Raw genomic sequence first — 18,977 nt, forward strand, 5'->3', positions numbered from 1 at the left:
GGTCGAGCTCCCTCTCGGATGACGAAGCGGTGATCGGAAGCTTGGCAACCAATAGCGGCCCTCTCAAGTTGTGTAGGGAGCCCCAGGAGCACGTCCATGAAAGTCAGCGAAATCATGTCCCGCGATGTACAGATCGCGCGGCCGCAGGATTCCATCCAGTCCGTGGCTAAGCGAATGCGGGAGATCGACGCTGGCTCCATGCCGATCTGCGACGGCGAGCGGCTGCATGGGATGGTCACCGACCGCGACATCGCCATCCGCGCCGTGGCTGAGGGCCGCAGCTTCGAGAGCCCGGTCTCCGACATTATGACCGCCGAGGTCGAATGCGTGTTCGAGGACGACGACGCCAGGGAGGCCGCGGGCCGGATGGCCAGCGCCCAGATCCGCCGCCTGCCCGTGCTGAACCGCGAGACGAACCGCTTGGTGGGCATTCTGGCCCTGGGAGACATCGCCGGCCGGGTGAAGGACTCGACGGCGGGCCAGACTCTCGAAGAAATCAGCGAACAAACTCGTCCGATCTGATAATCTGGAGTCAGGGACGGCGAGGCCGAACCAATCGCCCCGCCGTTCGTTGCATTGAAGAAGACAGTGCAGAAAGAGGGCGCGGGTGTTTGACGTCACCGATTCCCACACCGAGAACCTGATCCGCTTGAACCCGTCCGACGCGCCCCATTTCGGCGCCCCCGGCCGCGTCGGATTCCACCTGATCGACACAACCATGATGTACGCTCCCCGCTCGGGCGGGGTGAAGCGCTACCTGCATCAGAAACGAGCCTGGCTCGCCAAGCGGCGACCGGACATCAGCCACACCCTGGTGGTGCCGGGCGCCACGACCGGGCTCGACGGCCACGGCATCGTGACCGTGGCCGCCGCCCGCCTGCCGTTCGGCGACGGCTACCGCATGCCCGCCTCCATGGCCAAGTGGGAGACGGTGATCCGGATGCTGGAGCCGGACATCATCGAGGCCGGCGACATTTTCGTGCCCGGCCACGCCGCGCTGGAAGCCGGCGAGGCGCTGAGCATCCCCGTGGTCGGCTTCTGTCACACCGACGCCGCGGCCCTGGCCGCCATCCATTTCGGCGACTGGGCCGAGGCCCCGGCCATGAAGCGCTGGGCGGCGACCTATCAGCGCTTCGACCGGGTGGTGGCCCCCAGCCGCCACATCGCCGCGCGCCTTGCCGAGGCGGGGGTCGAGAAGGTCAGCGTCCAGCTCCTGGGCGTCGACACCGAGCTGTTCCATCCCGCCCGCGCCGACCGCGCCAAGCTCCTGAAGCGCCTGGGCCTGAAGTCCGACGCCCGGCTGCTGGTCTTCGCCGGCCGCCCGGCCCGTGAGAAGAACATCGAGAGCCTGATCTGCGCCGTGGAGCGGCTTGGCGAGCCCTATCACCTGCTGCTGATCGGCGCCGGCAAGGACGCCCACTATTCGCCCCGGGTGATCCCCCTGGACTATGAGCGAGATCCGGCCGCCCTGGCCGGGGTCATCGCCAGTTGCGACGCCCTGGTCCACGCCAACGAGAACGAGCCCTTCGGCCTGGTGGTGCTGGAGGCCCTGTCCGCCGGCCTGCCGGTGGTCGGGCCGTCGCGCGGCGGCATCGCCGAACTCATCGACGAGAGCGTCGGCCAGCAGGCGCGCAGCGTCGATCCGGCTGGCATGGCCGAGGCGATCGAGGCCCTGTTCGAACGCGACCTCGGCCCGGTGAAGGCCGCGGCCCGCCGCCGCGCTGAGCAGCGCCATAGCTGGGACAACACCTTCGAGGGTCTGACCCGGATTTATGGCGAACTTGTCGCCGGCCGCTCGTCCGACGCCCCGGTGGCCTTGCGGGCCTAGCGCCCGGTCGGCATGTCCTTGAACGGGATGTCCTTGTCGACCCGGATGTCGCCGGGCAGGCCCAGCACGCGCTCGGCGATGATATTGCGCAGGATCTCATCGGTGCCGCCGGCGATCCGCAGACCCGGAGCGAACATCACCGAGGACTGGAAACCGCCGTGCAGCGGAGCCAGGTCCGAGTCGTTGATGATCCCGAACTGATCCAGCATCTCGACCGCCGCGTTGCCCAGATCCTGCATCTGGACCGCCGAGATGATCTTGCCGATCGAGCTCTCCGGACCGGGAGTCTGACCGCGCGACAGGGCGGTCATGGTCCGGTTGCGGGTGTGTTTCAGCCCCTCGGCCTGGACATACCAGTCAGCCAGCTTCTCGCGGAGCGCGCTGTCCTTCAGCGCCGACTGGCCATCGAGGCCCGGCGTGTCGCGCGCCGTCTCCAGGAACTGAGACCAACCGGCGCCGGTCGCCCCACCGACCGCCAGCCGCTCGTTCATCAGGGTGACCAGGCTGACCTTCCAGCCCTCGCCGACAGCGCCCAGCCGCTGGCTGTCCTTGACCCGCACGTCGGTGAAGAACACCTCGTTGAACCCCGAGCCGCCCGACATCTGGTGGATCGGCTTCACCTCGATCCCCGGGTCCTTCATGTCGATCCAGAACATGGTCAGGCCCTTGTGCTTGGGCGCTTCCGGATCGGTCCTGACGATGACGATGCCGTAGTCGGAGAACTGGGCGCCGGTCGTCCACACCTTTTGGCCCGAGATGAGCCAGTCGCCGGAACCGTCGTCGGCCTTCACCGCCTTGGTCCGCGCGGCTGCCACGTCCGAGCCGCCAGAGGGTTCGGAGAACAACTGGCACCAGATCTCCTCGCCGCGGATGGCGGGCCCGGCGAAGCGGTCCTTCGTCCCCTGGTCCGCGAAGTTCATCACGGTCGGCACGCACATGCCCAGGCCGATCTGGAACGGGTTGGGCGGGATCGGATACTTGGCCTCCTCCTGCCCGAAGATCACGTTCTGCAGCGGATTGCCGCCCTGGCCGCCCCATTCCTTGGGCCAGGTGATGCAGGCATAGCCGGCGGCGGCCTTCTTGGCCTGCCAGGCCTTGGAAGCGTCCATCGAGTCGCCGCCGCCCTCGGGGTCGGCGCTGACATGCTGCTTGGGGGCGTTGGCCTCCAGCCAGGTGCGGACCTGGGCTCGGTAGGCGGCTTCTTCGGGGGTGTCGTTGAAGTCCATGATCCGGTGTCCCTTAGGCGGCCGCGTTGCGACGTTCGAGGTGGCTGACGAGGCGCTCCTTCCAGACCCGCGGCGCACCGGCCACGAGACTGAGCTGGCGCGAGCGGCGGTAGTAGAGGTGGCAGTCGACCTCCCAGGTGAAGCCGATGCCACCGTGGGTCTGGATGTTCTCCTTGGATCCGAACCAGAAGGCCTCCGAAGCGGCGATCCGCGCGGCGCTGGCGGCCACCGGCAGCTCCGGCGCGTTGGTGTTGAGCGCCCACGCCCCGTAATAGGAATTGGAGCGGGCGAGCTCGTTCTTGACGTACATGTCGGCGAGCTTGTGCTTGATGGCCTGGTAGGAGGCGATCACCCGGCCGAAGGCGTAGCGCTCCAGGGCGTATTCCTTGGCCATCTCCAGGCAGCGGTCGGCGCCCCCCAGCTGCTCGAACGACAGCAGGACCGCGGCCCGGTCGAATACCTGCTCGATCAGTTCCATGCCCTCGCCGGCGTTTCCGACCCGCCGGACCGGCGTGTCCTTGAAGGTCAGCCTGGCTGCGTCGCGAGTGGGGTCGAGGGTCTTCAAATTCTCGCGGGTCACCGACCCGTCGGTCAGGTCGGCCAGAAACAGGCCAGGCTTGCCGTTCTCCTTGGCCAGCACCAGGGCGACGGTGGCTATGCCGCCGTCCGTCACCGGGATCTTCACGCCGTTCAGCTTGCCGTCCGAGACCGTGGACTGGAGACTGCCCGCCGTGACCACGCCCGGGCCTTCGCTGGTGGCGATGGCGCCGATGACCTCGCCGGCGGCGATCTTGGGCAGCAGGTAGGCCTTCTGCTCGTCATTGCCGGCCAGCATGATCGCCTCTGCCAGGAAATAGACCGTGGACGCGAAGGGGATCGGGGCGACGGCGCGGCCCAGTTCCTCGGCGATCACGCAGAGCTCCAGGTGTCCCAGGCCCAGACCGCCGTATTCCTCGGGGATGGCGGCGCCCAGCCAGCCCTGCTCGGCCACCGATTTCCACAGCGCCTCGTCATAGGTCCGACTGTCGTCGTCGAGGGTCTTGCGCACCCGGTCGGTTCCGCAATTGGCCGCCAGGAACTTGCGCGCCTCGCCCTGCAGGAACTTCTGGTCGTCGGAGAAATCGAAATTCATTTCCGCCCATCCCCGCCCTTAGCGAGCGGTCGTTGAAATAGCTTTCGGGCAACATACGCGCCCTGCCCACCTTTGAAAGATTGACCTCGCGTCAAGGATTTCAGGGTCTTATCGCCGGCTGAAACGAGCTGTCAGGGACGCCGCGCATGGCCAAGGCGATATACCAGCGAAACCAGAAGGTCTGGGTCGAGAGCGTCGGCGCCTGGGCGGTGATCGAGAAGATCGTCCCCATCTGGGCCAAGGGCTTCGACGAGCCCGTCAAGGTCACCTACGACGTCGGTCTGGGCCGAGAGTTCTCCGCCCACGAGCTGAAGCCGGAGCAGGAGAGCGATCGCGACGGGCTTACCGAGGACGGCGCCCGCTGGCGGCTGCTGCGCGCCAACAACAAGTGGCAGACCGACCAGGAAACCCGCAACCACCCCTTCCCTGGAACATATCCGGTAGTGGTCACCGACCCCAATGACTGGGGCGGGTGGCGCGTGCCGGGCGCGGAGTACGACCGCGACCCGCACAAGATCGAATTCCAGGCGCGGCTGATCGCCAACGCCCCGCGCCTGCTAAGCCTGGCGCGGCAGGTGGTGCAGGTGGTCGACGAGAGCAACGGCGGCGCCCCGAACGAACTGCAGCAGGTGGCCGACGACATCCTGAAGCTGGAACGCTACCTGCTGGAGATTCCGGCGGGCGCGGACGTTCCGTCGTCAGACGAGACCGCCCACGCCGCCGAGTAGCGTCCTAGAACCTGTAGCCGAGGCCGGCCGAGATCACCCAGGGGTCCAGCTTGACCTTGGACTTCAGCGCGCCGCCGTTGATCTTGGCGTCGGTCTCGAAAAACACCTTCTTCACGTCCAGATTGGCGCTCCAGGCGCCCTGAACCGCCACGTCGACGCCAGCCTGCAAGGCGTAGCCGACACCATCGTCAAGCTTCACCGAGAAGCCGTTCTTGTCGTCCCCGCTGTAGAACAGCATGTAGTTCAGCCCGGCCCCGACATAGGGGCTCACCCGGGCCGCGGGCGCGAAGTGGTACTGCACCGTGGCGATGGGCGGCAGGACCCAGGTCTTGTGGACCACCACGTCCGTCGCCGGCCCCTGCGCGCGGATCGTGTGCCGGGTGGTGCCCAGAACAAGCTCGACGGCGACGTTGTCGGTGAAGAAATAGTGGATGCCGACGGTCGGCATGACATCATCGCCGACATCGACGTGCAGGCCGGTGGCCGCGCCCGCTGCGGTCACGATGGAGTCGTCGGCGTCCGACGAAACGCTGGTGAGGCGCGTGTTTAGGATGACGTGGCCCTTCGCCTTGGGCTGGAAGTCCTGTGCCTGGGCGCCGGTCACGAGCGTCAGAGCGGCGCCGAGCGCGAGTACGTAGGTCTTGGTTTTCATCTTCAATCCCCTCATTCAGCGCGGTGCAGCCGCGCTTGGGGCCCGGCATCACGCAGGGCGCGCGCGCGGGCCTTGACGCATCTCAAACATCCGTTTGAAATTCGTGCGGACGTCGCCCGGTCTCGCGCTGGAAGGCCAGATCGCCTAAATCGTTCTGATGCGCACAGAGACCCCTCAGCCGATCCGGCTCTCCGAGTACCGTCCGCCCGCCTTCCTGGTCGACGAGGTCCGCCTGGACTTCGACCTGGCGCCCAACGCCACCCGGGTGAAGGCCAGACTGAGCATCCGCCGCAACGGCAAGCACGCCGATCCCCTGGTGCTGAACGGTGAGCGGCTGAAGCCGATCTCCGTGTCGCTCAACGGCAGGGCGTTGGGCGACGGGGAGCGCACCATCGACGCGGAGTTCCTGACGGTGCCGAACGTCCCTGACGCCTTCGTCCTGGAGACCGAGGTCGAGATCGACCCGGAGGCCAACAAGGCGCTGGACGGCCTCTACATGTCCGGCGGCCGCTTCTGCACCCAATGCGAGGCCGAGGGCTTCCGCAAGATCACCTGGTATCCAGACCGTCCCGACGTGCTCTCGCGCTTCACTGTGCGCATCGAGGCCGACAAGGCGTTCCGCCACCTGCTGTCCAACGGCAACCTGATGGACGCGGGCGCCCTGCCGGACGGCCGCCATTTCGCCGTCTGGAACGACCCCTTCCCCAAGCCCTGCTACCTGTTCGCCCTGGTGGCCGGGGAGTTGGACGTCCTGGAGGATAGGCTCGTCACCATGAGCGGCCGCACGGTGGATCTGCGCATCTTCGTCGATCCCGGCATGGCCCCCCGCGCGGCCTACGCCATGGACGCCCTGAAGCGCTCGATGAAATGGGACGAGGAGGCGTTCGGCCGGGAATACGACCTCGACCTGTTCATGATCGTCGCCGTCCGCGATTTCAATTTCGGGGCGATGGAGAACAAGGGGCTGAATATTTTCAACTCCTCCCTGCTGCTGGCCGAACCTTCGACCGCCACCGACATGGACTACGAGCGCATCGAGAGCGTGGTGGCTCACGAATATTTCCACAACTGGACCGGCGACCGGATCACCTGCCGCGACTGGTTCCAGCTCTGCCTGAAGGAGGGCCTCACGGTCTTCCGCGACCAGAGCTTCTCGGCCGACATGCGCGGCGCGGCGGTCCAGCGGATCAAGGACGTGAAGGCCTTGCGCGCCCGCCAGTTCCCCGAGGACCAGGGGCCGCTGGCCCACCCCGTACGGCCGTCGAGCTATCTGAAGATCGACAACTTCTACACCGCCACGATCTACGAGAAGGGCGCGGAGGTCATCCGCATGCTCAAGACCCTGATCGGAGCGGAAGCTTTCCGAAAGGGCATGGACCTCTATTTCGACCGCTGGGATGGCCACGCCACGACGGTGGAGGAGTTCATCAAGTGCTTCGCCGAGGCGTCCGGCCGAGACCTCTCGGCCTTCTTCGCCTGGTATGAACAGGCCGGCACGCCGAAGCTGGACCTCAAGCAACGCTATGATGCGGACGCCCGCACCCTGGAGCTGGAGTTCTCCCAGGAGACCGCCCCGACCCCGGGCCAGCCCGACAAGCGCCCCCTGCCCACGCCCGTGACCGTGGGCCTGCTGGACGCCGAGGGCCGGACCCTGGCCTTCGAACGCGATGGATCGGCGATGGATGAAACCGTGGTCGTGCTGGAGGGCGCGCGAACCAAGGTGACCCTCACCGGCGTGGACTCCGTCCCGGTGATCTCGGCCCTGCGCGGGTTCTCGGCCCCGGTGACGCTCACCACCGACGCCGAACCCAAGGACCGCTATGTCCAGCTCGCCGCCGACCCCGACCTGTTCAACCGCTGGGAGGCGGGCCAGGACCTGGCCCGGGCCCTGATCGTGGCGCGCGCCACCGGAGCGGCGGACGAGGTCGGCGAGGAACGCTTCGCCCACGCGCTCGGCCGGTCCCTGGACGACCAGGCCGCCGACCCGGCTTTCAAGGCCTTGATGCTCGTCCTGCCCAGCGAGTCAGACCTGGCCCTGGCGCTGCAGCCCTCGGACCCCGCGGCTATCCATGAGGCCCGCGAGACCCTGCGCCAGCGGCTGTCGGTGCATCTGGCCGAGGACCTGAAGCGGCTGCATATCGGCCTGCAGGAGCTCGGCGAGTTCTCCCCCGACGCCGCAAGCGCGGGCCGCCGCGCCCTGCGCAACGCCGCCCTGGACCTGCTGGCCGCCAATCCACGCTCCGAGGTGGCCGAACTGGCGGACGGCCACTACCGCGCCGCGGCCAACATGACCGACGCCATCGGCGGACTCTCGGCCCTGATGCTGATCGGCGGCGAAGCCTATGAGGCGGCGTTGGCCGACTTCTTCGAACGCTGGAAGTCCGAGCCCCTGGTCGTCGACAAGTGGTTCGCCCTGCAGGCCCGCGATCCCGATGAAGGCGCGTTGGGCCGGGTGCTGGGCCTCACGGCCCATCCAGCCTTCGACGAGAAGAACCCCAACCGGCTGCGGGCCCTGGTCTCGACCTTCGCCAACTTCAATCCGGCCCGCTTCCACGATCCCAGCGGCGCCGGCTACCGATTCCTGGCCGACCAGATCCTCGCCGTTGACGGGTTCAACCCGATGACCGCGGCGCGGCTGGTGGATCCCCTGGGCGGATGGCGCCGCTACAAGCCGGAGCTGGGCGCCCTGATGAAGCAGGAACTCGCCAGGATCGCGGGGACGGATGGACTCTCCAAGAACGTCTACGAACTGGCGAGCAAGGCGCTCGCTGACTAGGCCGGAAGGGGCTTCCGGTTTCGGCGGCCGCACGCCCCGAACCCTAGGGTATGGCAGGCGATCCGCCGGATCGCCTTCGGGGCGAGTCACCTATCCGACGCAGTGTCCCCACGGTTGCCGTTGCGCGAATCTTGTCGTTAATTCCGGGACTTCACCGTATTCCCGGCTCAGGAAGGAGACAGCCAGCCAATGACCGTCTCGCTGAACCGGTTGCGGTTCCTGATCATCGACGACAACGCCCACGCCATCAATCTTGTGAAGGCGATGCTGCGCGGCTTCGGCTGCGAGCAGCTCTACGACGCCCAGACCATCGAGGGCGGCAAGCAGCGGATGAAGGCCACCCCGGCGGACATCGTCATCCTCGACTACATGATGGGCGCCGAGGAAGGCGTCACCTTCGCCCGCTGGCTGCGCAACGACAGCGACAGCCCCAACCAGTTCACACCGATCATCATGTTGACCGGTCACGCCGATCGCGATCGGGTGATGGCGGCGCGCGACGCTGGCGTGAACGAGTTCTGCGTCAAGCCGGTGACCCCGGCCGACCTGATGAAGCGCATCCTCTGGGTCATCGACCATGCTCGCCCCTTCGTCCGCAGCGCCACCTATTTCGGTCCCGACCGCCGCCGGCGCGACGATCCGAAATACACGGGCCCAGAACGCCGCGCGGATCGCCAGCGCAAGACCTGATCTAGCGGCGGGATCAAACCTTCGTCTGTGACGGAATGACTCCCGTGACGCCCCGCCCGCGCCCGCGTAGACTCGAGCTTCGGGGGGTGACTCGACCTTGGGTGAGGAGCGGAGGGGCGTTGGCCAGACGCGGGGGCGGAGACGTGGCTGAGTCGAAGCCGCGCCGAAAGGCCGGCGACGCGACGCCAGGAGTGCGCCCGCCGCCCGGGCAGAGCTTCATCCGCATCGCCATCCTCGCGACCCTGCTGCTGCTCGCCGTCTACACCGCCCTGGCCGTCGCCAGGATCACCCGCGAACCCCAGGCCGCCACGGTGACCAACGCCGCCCTCGCGGGCCGAGCCGAGGCCCTGGCCGCCCGGGTCGACGCCGAGGGCGTGGCCCTGCGCGGCGGCCTGCTGACAGCTCGCGAGACTCTGAGGCGCTACGCGCCGGCGCCCATCGACGCCGCCGAGGCGGGCCTGGCCACATCCGGCGGGACAGCCGCCGCCGTGGGGGTCGTCTCCGACCAGGAGGTCGTCGCAATCGCCGGCGCGGCCGGGGACGTCGACTGGCAGGCCCTGGCGCTCGCCGCCGAGCGCTCGGGCCGCGATGTCTGGGCCGGCGTCACCGATCAGGCGGCGCCCAGGCTGGCCGTCGCCGCGCCGAGCGTCACCGCCAAGGGCCGCCGCTGGATCATCGTCGTGGGCGACCCCGCCCGCCTTCGCGGCCTGCTCACCCAGGAACCGCCCCAGGCCCTGGCGACGCCCCAGGGTCGCATCGTCGCCGCCACCGGTCCCGCTGGCCTGGCCCAGGCCCGCGACGTCAACGAAGCCTTCGCCCTGGCGCCGGCCGAATTGAAGGCGGGCCGCGGCCTGACCCGGGCCCAACGCCCCGACGGGGCGCACCTGGACCTAGCCGTCCATCGCGCGCTCGGCGGCGGCCTGCTGGCCATGGCCTCGGCGCCCTCGGGCCCCTCGGAGCGGCGCACCACCGCCGAGCAACTCGCGTGGCTGCTGGCCCCCCTGGGCGTGGCCTTCCTGCTGGGCGTCCTGCTGCTGCAGCAGAGCCGCAAGGTGGAGAACGCCCAGCAGGCCTTCATCGATTCCGAGCAGCGCTTCCGCTTGGCGGTCGAGGCGGCGCGCTGCGGCATCTGGGAGTGGGATCTGGCCAGCGACCAGATGTACATGTCCGACGTGACCGGAGCGATCTTCGGCTGGGGCGGCGGCGGCATCGTCCCGGGCCAGGACGTGCTGGACCGCGTCTCTCCCGACCACCGGGAGCGGGTCCGCCAGGCGCTCTCCACCGCCGCCGTCTATGGCGGCTTCGACGTTTCGTTCCGCGTGCCCTCCCCCCAGGGCGGCCGCCCGGTCTGGATCGACGCCCGGGGACAGGCGTTCGGCGAACCCGACCAGGACGGCTATTCGCGGATCATCGGCGTGGCGCTGGACGTAACGGAAGAACGCATCGCCCAGGCCCGCGCCCAGGCCGCCGAGAACCGCCTGCGCGACGCCATCGAGAGCGTGTCGGAAGCCTTCGTGCTCTGGGACCGCCAAGGTCGGCTGCTGCTCTGCAACCAGAATTATCGCAGCTTCTTCTCCATTGAACCGCGACTGCTGAAGCCCGGCGCGCTGCGCGACGAAGTGGGCCGCATCGCCCAACTCGCGATCAAGCAGGAGATCGAATCCCCCGAGGGCCGCAAGGGCGTGCGAGAGGCGGAGCTGAACGACGGCCGCTGGATCCAGATCTCCGAGCGGAGGACCGCCGAGGGCGGCCTCGTCATGACCGCCTCGGACATCACCGCCATCAAGACACAGGAGGAGGCTCGCCGCCTCAACGAGGAACAACTTCAGAAGGCGGTGGTCAGCCTGGAGCGCAGCCAGGAGCAGCTCTCGGAACTGGCCCGCAAGTACGAGATGGAGAAGGTCCGCGCGGAGGGCGCCAACAAGGCCAAGAGCGAGTTCCTGGCCAATATGAGCCACGAACTACGCACGCCGCTGAACGCCATCAACGGCTTCTCCGAGATCATGGTCGCCGAGATGTTCGGGGCGTTGGGGGACCAGCGCTACAAGGGCTACGCCCAGGACATCCTGTCATCCGGCCAGCACCTGCTGGCCCTGATCAACGACATCCTCGACATGTCCAAGATCGAGGCCGGCAAGATGACGCTGAAGTTCGAGCCCCTGGCCCTGGAGGAGGTCTCGGAAGACGCCGTGCGCCTGGTGCGCAATCGCGCCGAGGCGGCCGGCCTGACGCTCACCGTCGAGTTCCCGCCGCACCTGCCGGAGGTGGAGGCCGACTATCGCGCGGTCAAGCAGGTGCTGCTCAACCTGCTCTCCAACGCCATCAAGTTCACCCCGCGCGGCGGTCGGGTGACCATCCGCGCCGAGGGCCGCATGGACCCCCTGGGCGAACGCATCCGGGTGACGGTGCAGGACACCGGCATCGGCATCGCCCAGGACGACCTGGCCCGGCTGGCGCGTCCCTTCGAGCAGGTGGAGAACCAGCACTCCAAAACCACCCAGGGCACCGGCCTTGGACTGGCGCTCACCAAGTCGCTGGTGGAGATGCACGGCGGAGCCCTGGATCTGCAGAGCGCGCCCGGCGAGGGGACCCAGGTCAGCTTCTCCCTGCCGATCCGCCAGGCCGGCCTGGCCGCGGCCAGCGCCGCCGGGTTCGTCGCCGCCTAGTCTCCAGGCCCAGGCGGGCGATCGTGCATCCGGCCGCGCTCGGCCGGTTCCGGGGGCGCCCGGGTCAGACCCTCCACCAGGCGCGCGCGTTCGTCGGGCGACAGGCCCGCGGCGAAGTCCACGATGCGCTCCTCGACGCCGCTGCGGATAGCCATCTCCCGCGCCCGCGCCGCGTTCAGCGCCCGCTTGACCGCGGCCGGGTCGTCGACGGCCAGCCCGCGCCAGGCCTCGATGCGCGCGGCCCTGACCTCCGACATCCCGGCGCGCACCTCTCCGGCCTCGCCGCGCAGCAGCCGGCGATAGGCGCGGCGCTGCTCCGGCGGCAGTTGGTTTGCCGCGGCCCACAGGGGCTGGCTGCCGCGGGCCATGGCGGGGCGCTGGTGGTGAACCCTCTGGCCCACAACCAGCCCGCCGACCACGGCGCCGATCAGGAAGACGTTCACCGCCAGGGAGATGAACAGGATGATGACCAGGGTCCGGCGGCTCATCAGGCGTCCTCCCCAGTCTCGGCGATAGAGAGGTCGTCATAGCCGGCGAGGACGGCGCTGAACGCCTCGTCAGGCTGTGAGACGTCGTAGAGCGCCACCCCGACCGCAAGGCCGGAGGCGCAGGCCGCGGCCAGGCCCGCGCTCAGGCCCGCGCCCCAGAACCAGGCGCTCAGGCGGCCCCGGCGGCGTGCGACGGGAGCCGCGGCGACCACTCGCTCCCGCAGGTCGTGGGTCACGGCCATCGGGGCCCAGGCGTCCAGCGCCGCGTCGAGCGTCGCGGCCCGCGCGAGCACCCCTTGGGCCAGCGCCGGCTGGGCGATCATCAGCGCCGCCGCGGCCTCGCGCTCGACGTCGGGCCAGCGGGCGACATCGCCGCCGTGGGCCTTTGCGAGGGTTTCGAACCGTTCCGGGGTCATGCGGGGCGCCTCATGGTTCGACCATATCCGCGAGCGCCACGCGCAGGGCGCGCCGGCCGCGGGACAATAGGCTCTCCAGGGCCTCGACGCTCACGCCCATCAGGGCCGCGGCCTCGATATTGGAGACCTCCTGGTAGTGGCAGAGGCTGACGGCCTCGCGCTGGCGATCCGGCAGGGCGGCCATCGCCGCGGCCACCCGGCGGCCGACATCGCGCGCCTGCAGTCCCCGGTCCGGTGCCGGCCCGTCGTCCGCGTGGTCCGGCGGACTGTCCATGGCCACCTCGCGGCGGCGACGCAGCCGATCGTAGCAGAGGTTGAGCGCCACGCGGTGCAGCCAGGTGTCGAACCGCGCCCCCCCGGGCCTCCAGTTTCGCGCCTGCTTCCAGGCGCGCACGAAGGTCTCCTGGGCCACGTCCTCGGCCTCGGCGCTCTCGCCCAGCATGCGGCCGGCCAGGGCCAGCAGCCGCGGCAGCTTGGCGGCCACGAGGCTGCGGATCGCGGCGGGATCGCCCGCCGCCACCCGCGCCAGCAGCGCCTCGTCGCCATCGCCTGGGTCCAAGCCTCACCTCGCCTCGCGGCGGCCTATGGTCCTCAACCTGCGTCACGGCCCCGGTTCTGGCGCAGGGTGAGGATCTCGCCCTTGCTCAGCCAGCCATCCTTGTTGGTGTCGCCGCGCTCGAAGCGGAACTTGGCGGCGGCGTCCATTTCCGAGCGGGCGACGGCGCCGTCCTTGTTGAGGTCGAGCCTATCCCACATGCGCTCACCGCGCCCCTCCTTGCCGGCGGCCATGCCGGCCGGCGGTTTCAGCTCGGCGCGGGCGATCCTCCCGTCCTTGTCGGCGTCGAACCTGGCCAGCATGGCGTCGGCGTGACTCTTGCGGAATTCGGTCAAGGTGACCCGACCGTCGTGGTCCAGATCGGGGTTCGGCCGCTGGCCCATCTGGGCCTGGGCCGACCCGGCCACGCAGAGGGCGGCCACGGCGATCATCAAGCGCTTCATACGAAAATCCCTTCGGGCGTCTCGTCCGCGCCCAAACCTCTAACGCCCCTCGTTGGGATTTCCGTCGATCAAGGTTGCACGATGATTTCATAGGCCCCGCGGGCGGCGAGCCGGGCGGTGTCGAGCTTGGCCTTCAGCGCGCGGAAGTCACGCGCGCCGCCGGCCCGGGCCATCAGGGCGCGAAACGCCTTGGGCTCCTCCTCGGGGTCGGCGTTGTCGCTGAGCGCGACCTTGAGCAGCTGGGTCAGGTCCTGCTGCAGTTTCCAGGCCTTCTGCAGGTCGGCCAGGGCCCGGGCGGGGGCGAGGCCCGCGGCGTCGGCCAGGGCGCCGGCGGTGTTCTGGTTCAGCGGCGCGCCGGAGGCGGCGTGAGCCAGTTGCAGGAACTGGGCGGCGAACTCGATGTCGACGAGGCCGCCGGGCGACAGCTTCAGGTCCCAGTGGCCCTTCGGCGGCCGCTCGCGCTCCAGCAGCTCGCGCATCTCCCGGACGTCAGCGGCGGTCCGCGCGACATCGCGCGGGCGGCGCAGGGCGGCCTCGACCGCCGCCCCTGCGTCGGCGGCGAAGCCGGGCGAGGTCGCCCAGACCACCCGCGCACGCGTCAGCGCCATCAGCTCCCAGGTCTCCGCCTCGCGGTCGTAGTACTCCTCGAAGGCCGGGAAGCTCACCGCCACCGGACCCTTGGTGCCGGAGGGGCGCAGCTGCATGTCCACCTCATAGAGCTCGCCCTCCCCGGTGGGCGTCGACAAGGCCGCGATCAGCCGCTGGGTGAAGCGGCCATAGTAGACGTCGGCGCTCCACTCCTTGATCGTCGAGACCGAGCCCGGCTCCCGGGCGCGGTAGAGGGTCATGAGGTCGAGATCGGACCCGGCGCTCATCTCCTTCGAACCGCACTTGCCCAGCGCGATCACCGCCACGTCGCCCTCGAAGGCTCCGCCCAGTCGCTCGGCCTCCGCCAGGGCGGCGGGCGCCAGGATCTCGATGCAGATGTCGGCCAGGTCGGCGAAGGCGCGCCCGGCCGTCTCGGCGGTGGCCGCTCCGCTCATCACCTGGACGCCGACCCGGAAGGCCTGCTCGCGATGCACGCGACGCACGGCGTCCATGACACCCTCGAACCCGTCGGCGCGGGAGACGGCGGCGGCCATGGCGTTGCGGTCCTCCTCGCGGTCGAGGTCTGAGAAGAAGGCGCCGTCCAGCAGGGCGTCCAGCGCCGCCGGTCGACGAGCCAGGGTGCTGGCCAGCCGCGGCGCGAAGGCCATCACCTGAACCATCAGCTCGAACAGCCTGGGCTGGGCCAGGAACAGCGACTGCAGCTGTACGCCCGACGACAGCTTTGAGAAGAAGTCCTCGAACCGGGCGAAGGCGGTGTCGGGTGCGCCGGTGGCCTGGGCGGCGTCCAGCAGGCGCGGCGCGAGCCGGGTGAAGAGTTCGCGGCCGCGCTCGGTGCGGGTGGCCGGGATGTGGCCGTGGTGCCAGCCACGGATGGTCTGGGCGATGCGCGAGGGGTTGGAGAACCCCATCCGCACCAGGGTGTCCAGGGTCTCCGGGTCGTCGTCGACCCCCGTGAACACCAGGCTGCCGAACTTCGACGAGAGCTGCTCCTCTTCTGGGAATAGCTCGCCATAGCGGCCGTTGACGATCTTCAGGATCCGCTCCACCGACGCGTCGAAGCTGCGCACCCGGTCGAAGCCGGCCAGGGCGCCCACTCGCTTTCGTTCGCTGTCGGACTCCGGGAGCCGGTGGGTCTGCTCGTCGGCCAGCATCTGGATACGGTGCTCGATGGCCCGCAGGCGCTCATAGGCCAGGGTCAGTTCCCCGGCCGTCTGGGCGGTGACATGCCCAGCCGCCGAAAGGGCCGCGAGGGCGTCCAGGGTGCGCGGCGAGCGCAGCTCGGGATGGCGCCCGCCCAGGATCAGCTGCTGGGTCTGGACGTAGAACTCGATCTCGCGGATGCCGCCCCGGCCCAGCTTCAGGTCGACGCCCTTGGCGGTGAGGCGTTCGTCGACCTTGTGGACGTGGATCTGGCGCTTGATCGAGTGGATGTCGGCGATGGCGGCGAAGTCGAGGTTCTTGCGCCAGATGAAGGGCGCCAGTTCCTGGAGGAAGGCGCGGCCCCGCACCAGGTCGCCCGCCGCCGCGCGGGCCTTGATGAAGGCCGCCCGCTCCCAGTTCTGGCCGACGCTCTCATAGTAGTCGAAGGCCGCCGCCGCCGGGATGGCCGGCGGGGTCGAGGACGGGTCCGGGCGCAGGCGAAGGTCGACGCGGAAGACGTAGCCGTCCGCGGTCTTCTCATGCATCAGCTCCGCCAGCCGCTGGATCAGACGCACGGCGAAGGCCTGGGTCTCGATCCCTTCGGCCAGGGGCAAGGCCTCCGGCTCGTAGAAGACCGAGATGTCGATATCGCTGGAATAGTTCAGCTCGTAGGCGCCGTGCTTGCCCATGGCGATGCAGAACCAGCCCGGGACCGGGCCCTCGTCGCCCTCGCCGATACGGGTCAGCCGGCCGGCCTCCAGTTCGCCGCGCGCCGCGACCATGAGCGCGGCCGCCAGGGCGGCGTCGGCGAACCGCGTCAGGGCGCCGGTAACCGCGTCCAGGTCCCAGAGCCCGCCCAGGTCAGCCAGGGCGATCATCAGGTGGGCCTCGGCCTTCAGCACCCGCAGCCCGGTCTTGGCCCGATCCCAGTCGGCGGTCGAGAGGGCCGCCGTTCGGTCCAGCAGGTCCGCGAACCTGGCGTCGGGGGCGGCGGCCAGCAGAGCGCGCAGACGGCCGGGATCGCGGCGGGCTAGGCCGGCCAGATAGGGCGAGGCGCCGAACACCGGGGCGAGCGCCGGCCAGGCGGCGTCCAACTCGCCCGTCCAGCCGTCGCGGATTGCGGCCTCGACCAGAACATTGCGCGCCCGCTCGGCGGCCTTGGGGTCGGCGACCGGTCCACACGGCGTCATCCGCGCCGCCAGCGCCAATCCAGGCTGAATTTGCTCGACGCCCGCACTCATCGAGAAATTCCGACTAGCCGAAAGGTCAATCTCAGGCACAGATACGCCCGGTTCGCCCAAGGGAGGGGGACAGAGGTGCGTATTGTCGAGGTTCTCACCTTGCCGTTCCTGTCACGCGGTTCCGACGCGGCCCTGCTGCTCATGCGGCTGACGGTCGGTTCGTTCCTGATCTTCGGGGTCTGGGACAACATCACAAGCACCGAACGCATGGCGGAGTTCGAGCTCTTCCTCGCAAAGTTCGGCTTTCCGCTGCCCAAGCTCATGGCCCCGCTCTCGGTTTGGGCCCAGTTCGCCTGCGGCGTGGCGTTCATCCTAGGCTTCGCCACCCGGTGGGCGGGACTGATCTGCGCCTTCAACTTCGTCGTCGCCATCGCCATGGTCGACCATCATCAGGGGATTCGTGGCTCTTTCCCGTCCGCCTGCCTGCTGGTGATCGGCCTCTATCTCGCGACCCATGGTCCTGGGCGATTGGCGTTGGACAGCCTGATCACGCCGCGCACCCTCGGAACTCGATAGCGGCGCGCGCCAGCTTGGGCGTTGATGCGTCCATGATATCGCCCCGCCACCTGCTGCCCCTGACGCCCCTTCGCGGCGGCCACGACCTTGTCCTGCTGCTGATCCGGCTGCTGGCGGGCGGCTTCCTGATGTTCTCGGCCGCGCCCTACGGCTTCCGGGCCGGGAAGTTGGCCGAGTTCTCCGGCTTCATGGCCAAGCACGGATTCGCGGCGCCGCACCTGCTGGCGCCTCTGTCGATCTGGGCCATGCTGCTGGCCAGCCTCGCGCTGATCGCCGGCTTCGCCACGGGCTGGGCGGGCTTGGTCGTGGCGTTCAACTTCGTAGTGGCCATCGTCATGGTCGATCGCTTCCAGGGGATCGGCGGATCTTTCCCGTCGGCCAGCCTGATCGCCATGGGCCTGCTGCTCGCCGCGGCCGGACCCGGCCGCTACGCCCTCGACGCCTGGATCGCCCGGCGCCCCTAGGCTGCCCGGGGCAGGATCAGGGCTACGCGCAGGCCGGGGCCCATCTCGCCGACCTTGCCCGGTCCCTCGGCTAGCTCCAGGCGTCCGCCATGGGCCTCGGCCACCGCCGCCACAAGGGAGAGCCCCAGGCCCGAGCCCGGCTCACTGCGGCTGTTCTCCAGCCGCACGAAGCGTTCGACCACCCGCTCCCGGTCCTCGTCGGGAACGCCCGGGCCGGTGTCGGTGACGGAATACTCCACCTCGCCAGAGGAGCGGCGGCGGACCCGCAGCATGATCGCCCCGCCCGAGGGCGTGTACTTCACGGCGTTGTCCAGGATGTTGGCCAGGGCCTGGGCAAGGAACTCGCGGTTGCCGCGCACCTGCAGGTCGACCGCGAACTCGGCGGCGAAGTCGAGCCCCTTGTCCTCGCAGACCGGCTCATAGAGCTCGGCCATGTCGCCGCCAAGCTCGGCTGGGTCGAATATGTTTTGGTCGGGGGCCTGGCCCGCCGCCTGCAGCCGGGCGATGGAGAGCACGGCGCCGAAGGTCTTTAGCACCCCGTCGGTGTCGTCCAGGGCCTGGGCCAGCGCCTCCTCGGCGTTGCCCTTGCCGGCCTCGACGTCGAGATAGGCGGTCTCCAGCCGGGCACGGAGGCGGGTGAGCGGGGAGCGCAGGTCGTGGGCGATGGCGTCGCCGGCATGGCGATGGCCGGCCATGGAGCGCTCCAGCCGGTCCAGCATCTCATTGAGGCCCTCGGCCAGCTCGTCGAACTCGTCGCGGGTTCCCCGGACATGGGCGCGGGCCTCGAGGTCGCCGTTGCGCACGGCGGTCACCACCTCGGCGAGGCCGGCCATGCTGCGGCTGACATTCCGACTGACCAGCAGACCGCCTAGCAGGCCCAACACGATGACCAAGGCGCCGGCGCCCCACAGCGCCCGGACGATCTTCAGGACATAGGCCTGGTCCTCGCTGATGTCGGCGCCGACGAACAGGATTTCGCCGCCGCGCAGCTGCTCCTGGAAGCCGCGGGCAGGATGCTTGCGCGCGCGGCCGTTCACATCGATGTCGGTGACCGAGAAGCTGGCCCGAGCCGGCGCGCCGGTGAATTCCTCGACCGGCGACTCCTCGATGGAACCGGAGATCCGCTTCCCGTCCTTGGTCATCAGCAGGTAGAGGAAAGGCCGCTCGCTGGCCGCCCGCTCGATGAGCGACTGGTTGAGAACATTGACACCGCCGCGCTCATAGGCGGCCTGGAGCGCCCGCATCTCGCGTCCGATATCTTCGTCGGTGCGCCGCGTCGCCTCCCCGGCGGTGGCCAGGTAGATGTAGGCCAGGAAGGCGCTGGCCGCCGCGGCGAACAGGGCCAGGAACAGCAGGGTGAGCCGGAACGGCGTGGTGCGGAAAAGCCTGGGCAGGCGCATGGGCCC

The 18,977-nt window shown here is 69.3% G+C and carries 17 protein-coding genes; 8 read left to right on the forward strand and 9 right to left on the reverse strand.

Annotated features, from left to right (window positions below; genetic code table 11):
• Nucleotides 1–96 precede the first annotated feature (96 nt).
• Nucleotides 97–522, forward strand: a complete 426-nt coding sequence (locus tag M9M90_RS15890; RefSeq protein WP_254834206.1) for a CBS domain-containing protein — start codon at nucleotides 97–99, stop codon at nucleotides 520–522.
• A gap of 85 nt (nucleotides 523–607) precedes the next feature.
• Nucleotides 608–1,828: a glycosyltransferase gene (locus M9M90_RS15895; protein ID WP_371876865.1), complete on the forward strand. Its 1,221-nt coding sequence runs from the start codon at nucleotides 608–610 to the stop codon at nucleotides 1,826–1,828.
• Here M9M90_RS15895 and M9M90_RS15900 read toward each other — a convergent pair.
• Both M9M90_RS15900 and M9M90_RS15905 read right to left on the reverse strand, forming a co-directional pair.
• Nucleotides 1,825–3,054 (reverse strand): acyl-CoA dehydrogenase family protein, encoded by a 1,230-nt coding sequence (locus tag M9M90_RS15900; protein ID WP_254834207.1) that lies wholly within the window; start codon nucleotides 3,052–3,054, stop codon nucleotides 1,825–1,827. The genes M9M90_RS15895 and M9M90_RS15900 overlap by 4 nt on opposite strands.
• A gap of 13 nt (nucleotides 3,055–3,067) precedes the next feature.
• Nucleotides 3,068–4,186 carry an acyl-CoA dehydrogenase family protein gene (locus M9M90_RS15905; RefSeq protein WP_254834209.1) on the reverse strand — a complete coding sequence of 373 codons (1,119 nt, stop codon included), beginning with the start codon at nucleotides 4,184–4,186 and terminating at the stop codon, nucleotides 3,068–3,070.
• A 146-nt stretch (nucleotides 4,187–4,332) separates the two neighbouring features.
• On the opposite strand from M9M90_RS15905, the gene M9M90_RS15910 reads away from it, so the two are divergent.
• Nucleotides 4,333–4,914, forward strand: a complete 582-nt coding sequence (locus M9M90_RS15910) for a hypothetical protein (RefSeq protein ID WP_254834211.1) — start codon at nucleotides 4,333–4,335, stop codon at nucleotides 4,912–4,914.
• A 4-nt stretch (nucleotides 4,915–4,918) separates the two neighbouring features.
• On the opposite strand, the gene M9M90_RS15915 is transcribed toward M9M90_RS15910, so the two are convergent.
• Nucleotides 4,919–5,566, reverse strand: coding sequence for an OmpW family protein (locus M9M90_RS15915; RefSeq protein WP_254834212.1), 648 nt, complete (start codon nucleotides 5,564–5,566; stop codon nucleotides 4,919–4,921).
• A 157-nt stretch (nucleotides 5,567–5,723) separates the two neighbouring features.
• Here M9M90_RS15915 and pepN point away from each other — a divergent pair, with 157 nt between their 5' ends.
• From pepN to M9M90_RS15930, 3 genes are all read left to right on the forward strand, one after another.
• The gene (gene pepN / locus M9M90_RS15920; RefSeq protein ID WP_254834213.1) at nucleotides 5,724–8,342 is read left to right on the forward strand and encodes an aminopeptidase N; all 2,619 of its coding nucleotides are present in this window, start codon (nucleotides 5,724–5,726) and stop codon (nucleotides 8,340–8,342) included.
• 189 nt (nucleotides 8,343–8,531) lie between these two features.
• Nucleotides 8,532–9,032 carry a response regulator gene (locus tag M9M90_RS15925; protein WP_254834214.1) on the forward strand — a complete coding sequence of 167 codons (501 nt, stop codon included), beginning with the start codon at nucleotides 8,532–8,534 and terminating at the stop codon, nucleotides 9,030–9,032.
• A 143-nt stretch (nucleotides 9,033–9,175) separates the two neighbouring features.
• Nucleotides 9,176–11,698 (forward strand): ATP-binding protein, encoded by a 2,523-nt coding sequence (locus tag M9M90_RS15930; protein ID WP_254834215.1) that lies wholly within the window; start codon nucleotides 9,176–9,178, stop codon nucleotides 11,696–11,698.
• On the opposite strand, the gene M9M90_RS15935 is transcribed toward M9M90_RS15930, so the two are convergent.
• The 5 genes from M9M90_RS15935 to M9M90_RS15955 form a co-directional block, all read right to left on the reverse strand.
• Nucleotides 11,695–12,186 (reverse strand): periplasmic heavy metal sensor, encoded by a 492-nt coding sequence (locus tag M9M90_RS15935; protein ID WP_254834216.1) that lies wholly within the window; start codon nucleotides 12,184–12,186, stop codon nucleotides 11,695–11,697. The two genes, M9M90_RS15930 and M9M90_RS15935, sit on opposite strands and share 4 nt — an antisense overlap.
• Nucleotides 12,186–12,602 carry a hypothetical protein gene (locus tag M9M90_RS15940; protein WP_254834217.1) on the reverse strand — a complete coding sequence of 139 codons (417 nt, stop codon included), beginning with the start codon at nucleotides 12,600–12,602 and terminating at the stop codon, nucleotides 12,186–12,188. The genes M9M90_RS15935 and M9M90_RS15940 overlap by 1 nt, the downstream gene beginning before the upstream one ends.
• A gap of 10 nt (nucleotides 12,603–12,612) precedes the next feature.
• Nucleotides 12,613–13,161, reverse strand: a complete 549-nt coding sequence (locus M9M90_RS15945; protein WP_254834218.1) for an RNA polymerase sigma factor — start codon at nucleotides 13,159–13,161, stop codon at nucleotides 12,613–12,615.
• Nucleotides 13,162–13,193: 32 nt separating this feature from the next.
• A complete protein-coding gene (locus M9M90_RS15950; RefSeq protein ID WP_254834219.1) occupies nucleotides 13,194–13,601 on the reverse strand; it encodes an EF-hand domain-containing protein in 408 nt (135 codons plus the stop codon).
• Between the two features lie 68 nt (nucleotides 13,602–13,669).
• Nucleotides 13,670–16,540: a bifunctional [glutamine synthetase] adenylyltransferase/[glutamine synthetase]-adenylyl-L-tyrosine phosphorylase gene (locus tag M9M90_RS15955; RefSeq protein WP_371876866.1), complete on the reverse strand. Its 2,871-nt coding sequence runs from the start codon at nucleotides 16,538–16,540 to the stop codon at nucleotides 13,670–13,672.
• Between the two features lie 126 nt (nucleotides 16,541–16,666).
• Between M9M90_RS15955 and M9M90_RS15960 the strand changes: the two genes are divergently transcribed.
• Entirely contained in the window at nucleotides 16,667–17,107 is a 441-nt protein-coding gene (locus M9M90_RS15960) for a DoxX family protein (RefSeq protein WP_254834223.1), read from the forward strand.
• 32 nt (nucleotides 17,108–17,139) lie between these two features.
• Nucleotides 17,140–17,571: a DoxX family protein gene (locus tag M9M90_RS15965; protein WP_254834225.1), complete on the forward strand. Its 432-nt coding sequence runs from the start codon at nucleotides 17,140–17,142 to the stop codon at nucleotides 17,569–17,571.
• Here the strand turns inward: M9M90_RS15965 and M9M90_RS15970 are convergent.
• A complete protein-coding gene (locus M9M90_RS15970; protein ID WP_254834226.1) occupies nucleotides 17,568–18,971 on the reverse strand; it encodes a HAMP domain-containing sensor histidine kinase in 1,404 nt (467 codons plus the stop codon). The two genes, M9M90_RS15965 and M9M90_RS15970, sit on opposite strands and share 4 nt — an antisense overlap.
• Nucleotides 18,972–18,977: the final 6 nt, after the last annotated feature.

It is taken from the genome of Phenylobacterium sp. LH3H17, from assembly GCF_024298925.1.
In the GTDB taxonomy this organism is placed as follows: Bacteria; Pseudomonadota; Alphaproteobacteria; order Caulobacterales; family Caulobacteraceae; genus Phenylobacterium.

Coding starts and splice junctions, on each gene's coding strand:
- M9M90_RS15890 (WP_254834206.1), top strand. CDS start 97: ATGAAAGTCAGCGAAATCATGTCCCGCGATGTACAGATCGCGCGGCCG.
- M9M90_RS15900 (WP_254834207.1), bottom strand. CDS start 3,054: ATGGACTTCAACGACACCCCCGAAGAAGCCGCCTACCGAGCCCAGGTC.
- M9M90_RS15905 (WP_254834209.1), bottom strand. CDS start 4,186: ATGAATTTCGATTTCTCCGACGACCAGAAGTTCCTGCAGGGCGAGGCG.
- M9M90_RS15910 (WP_254834211.1), top strand. CDS start 4,333: ATGGCCAAGGCGATATACCAGCGAAACCAGAAGGTCTGGGTCGAGAGC.
- M9M90_RS15915 (WP_254834212.1), bottom strand. CDS start 5,566: ATGAAAACCAAGACCTACGTACTCGCGCTCGGCGCCGCTCTGACGCTC.
- pepN (WP_254834213.1), top strand. CDS start 5,724: ATGCGCACAGAGACCCCTCAGCCGATCCGGCTCTCCGAGTACCGTCCG.
- M9M90_RS15925 (WP_254834214.1), top strand. CDS start 8,532: ATGACCGTCTCGCTGAACCGGTTGCGGTTCCTGATCATCGACGACAAC.
- M9M90_RS15935 (WP_254834216.1), bottom strand. CDS start 12,186: ATGAGCCGCCGGACCCTGGTCATCATCCTGTTCATCTCCCTGGCGGTG.
- M9M90_RS15940 (WP_254834217.1), bottom strand. CDS start 12,602: ATGACCCCGGAACGGTTCGAAACCCTCGCAAAGGCCCACGGCGGCGAT.
- M9M90_RS15950 (WP_254834219.1), bottom strand. CDS start 13,601: ATGAAGCGCTTGATGATCGCCGTGGCCGCCCTCTGCGTGGCCGGGTCG.
- M9M90_RS15955 (WP_371876866.1), bottom strand. CDS start 16,540: ATGACGCCGTGTGGACCGGTCGCCGACCCCAAGGCCGCCGAGCGGGCG.
- M9M90_RS15965 (WP_254834225.1), top strand. CDS start 17,140: ATGATATCGCCCCGCCACCTGCTGCCCCTGACGCCCCTTCGCGGCGGC.
- M9M90_RS15970 (WP_254834226.1), bottom strand. CDS start 18,971: ATGCGCCTGCCCAGGCTTTTCCGCACCACGCCGTTCCGGCTCACCCTG.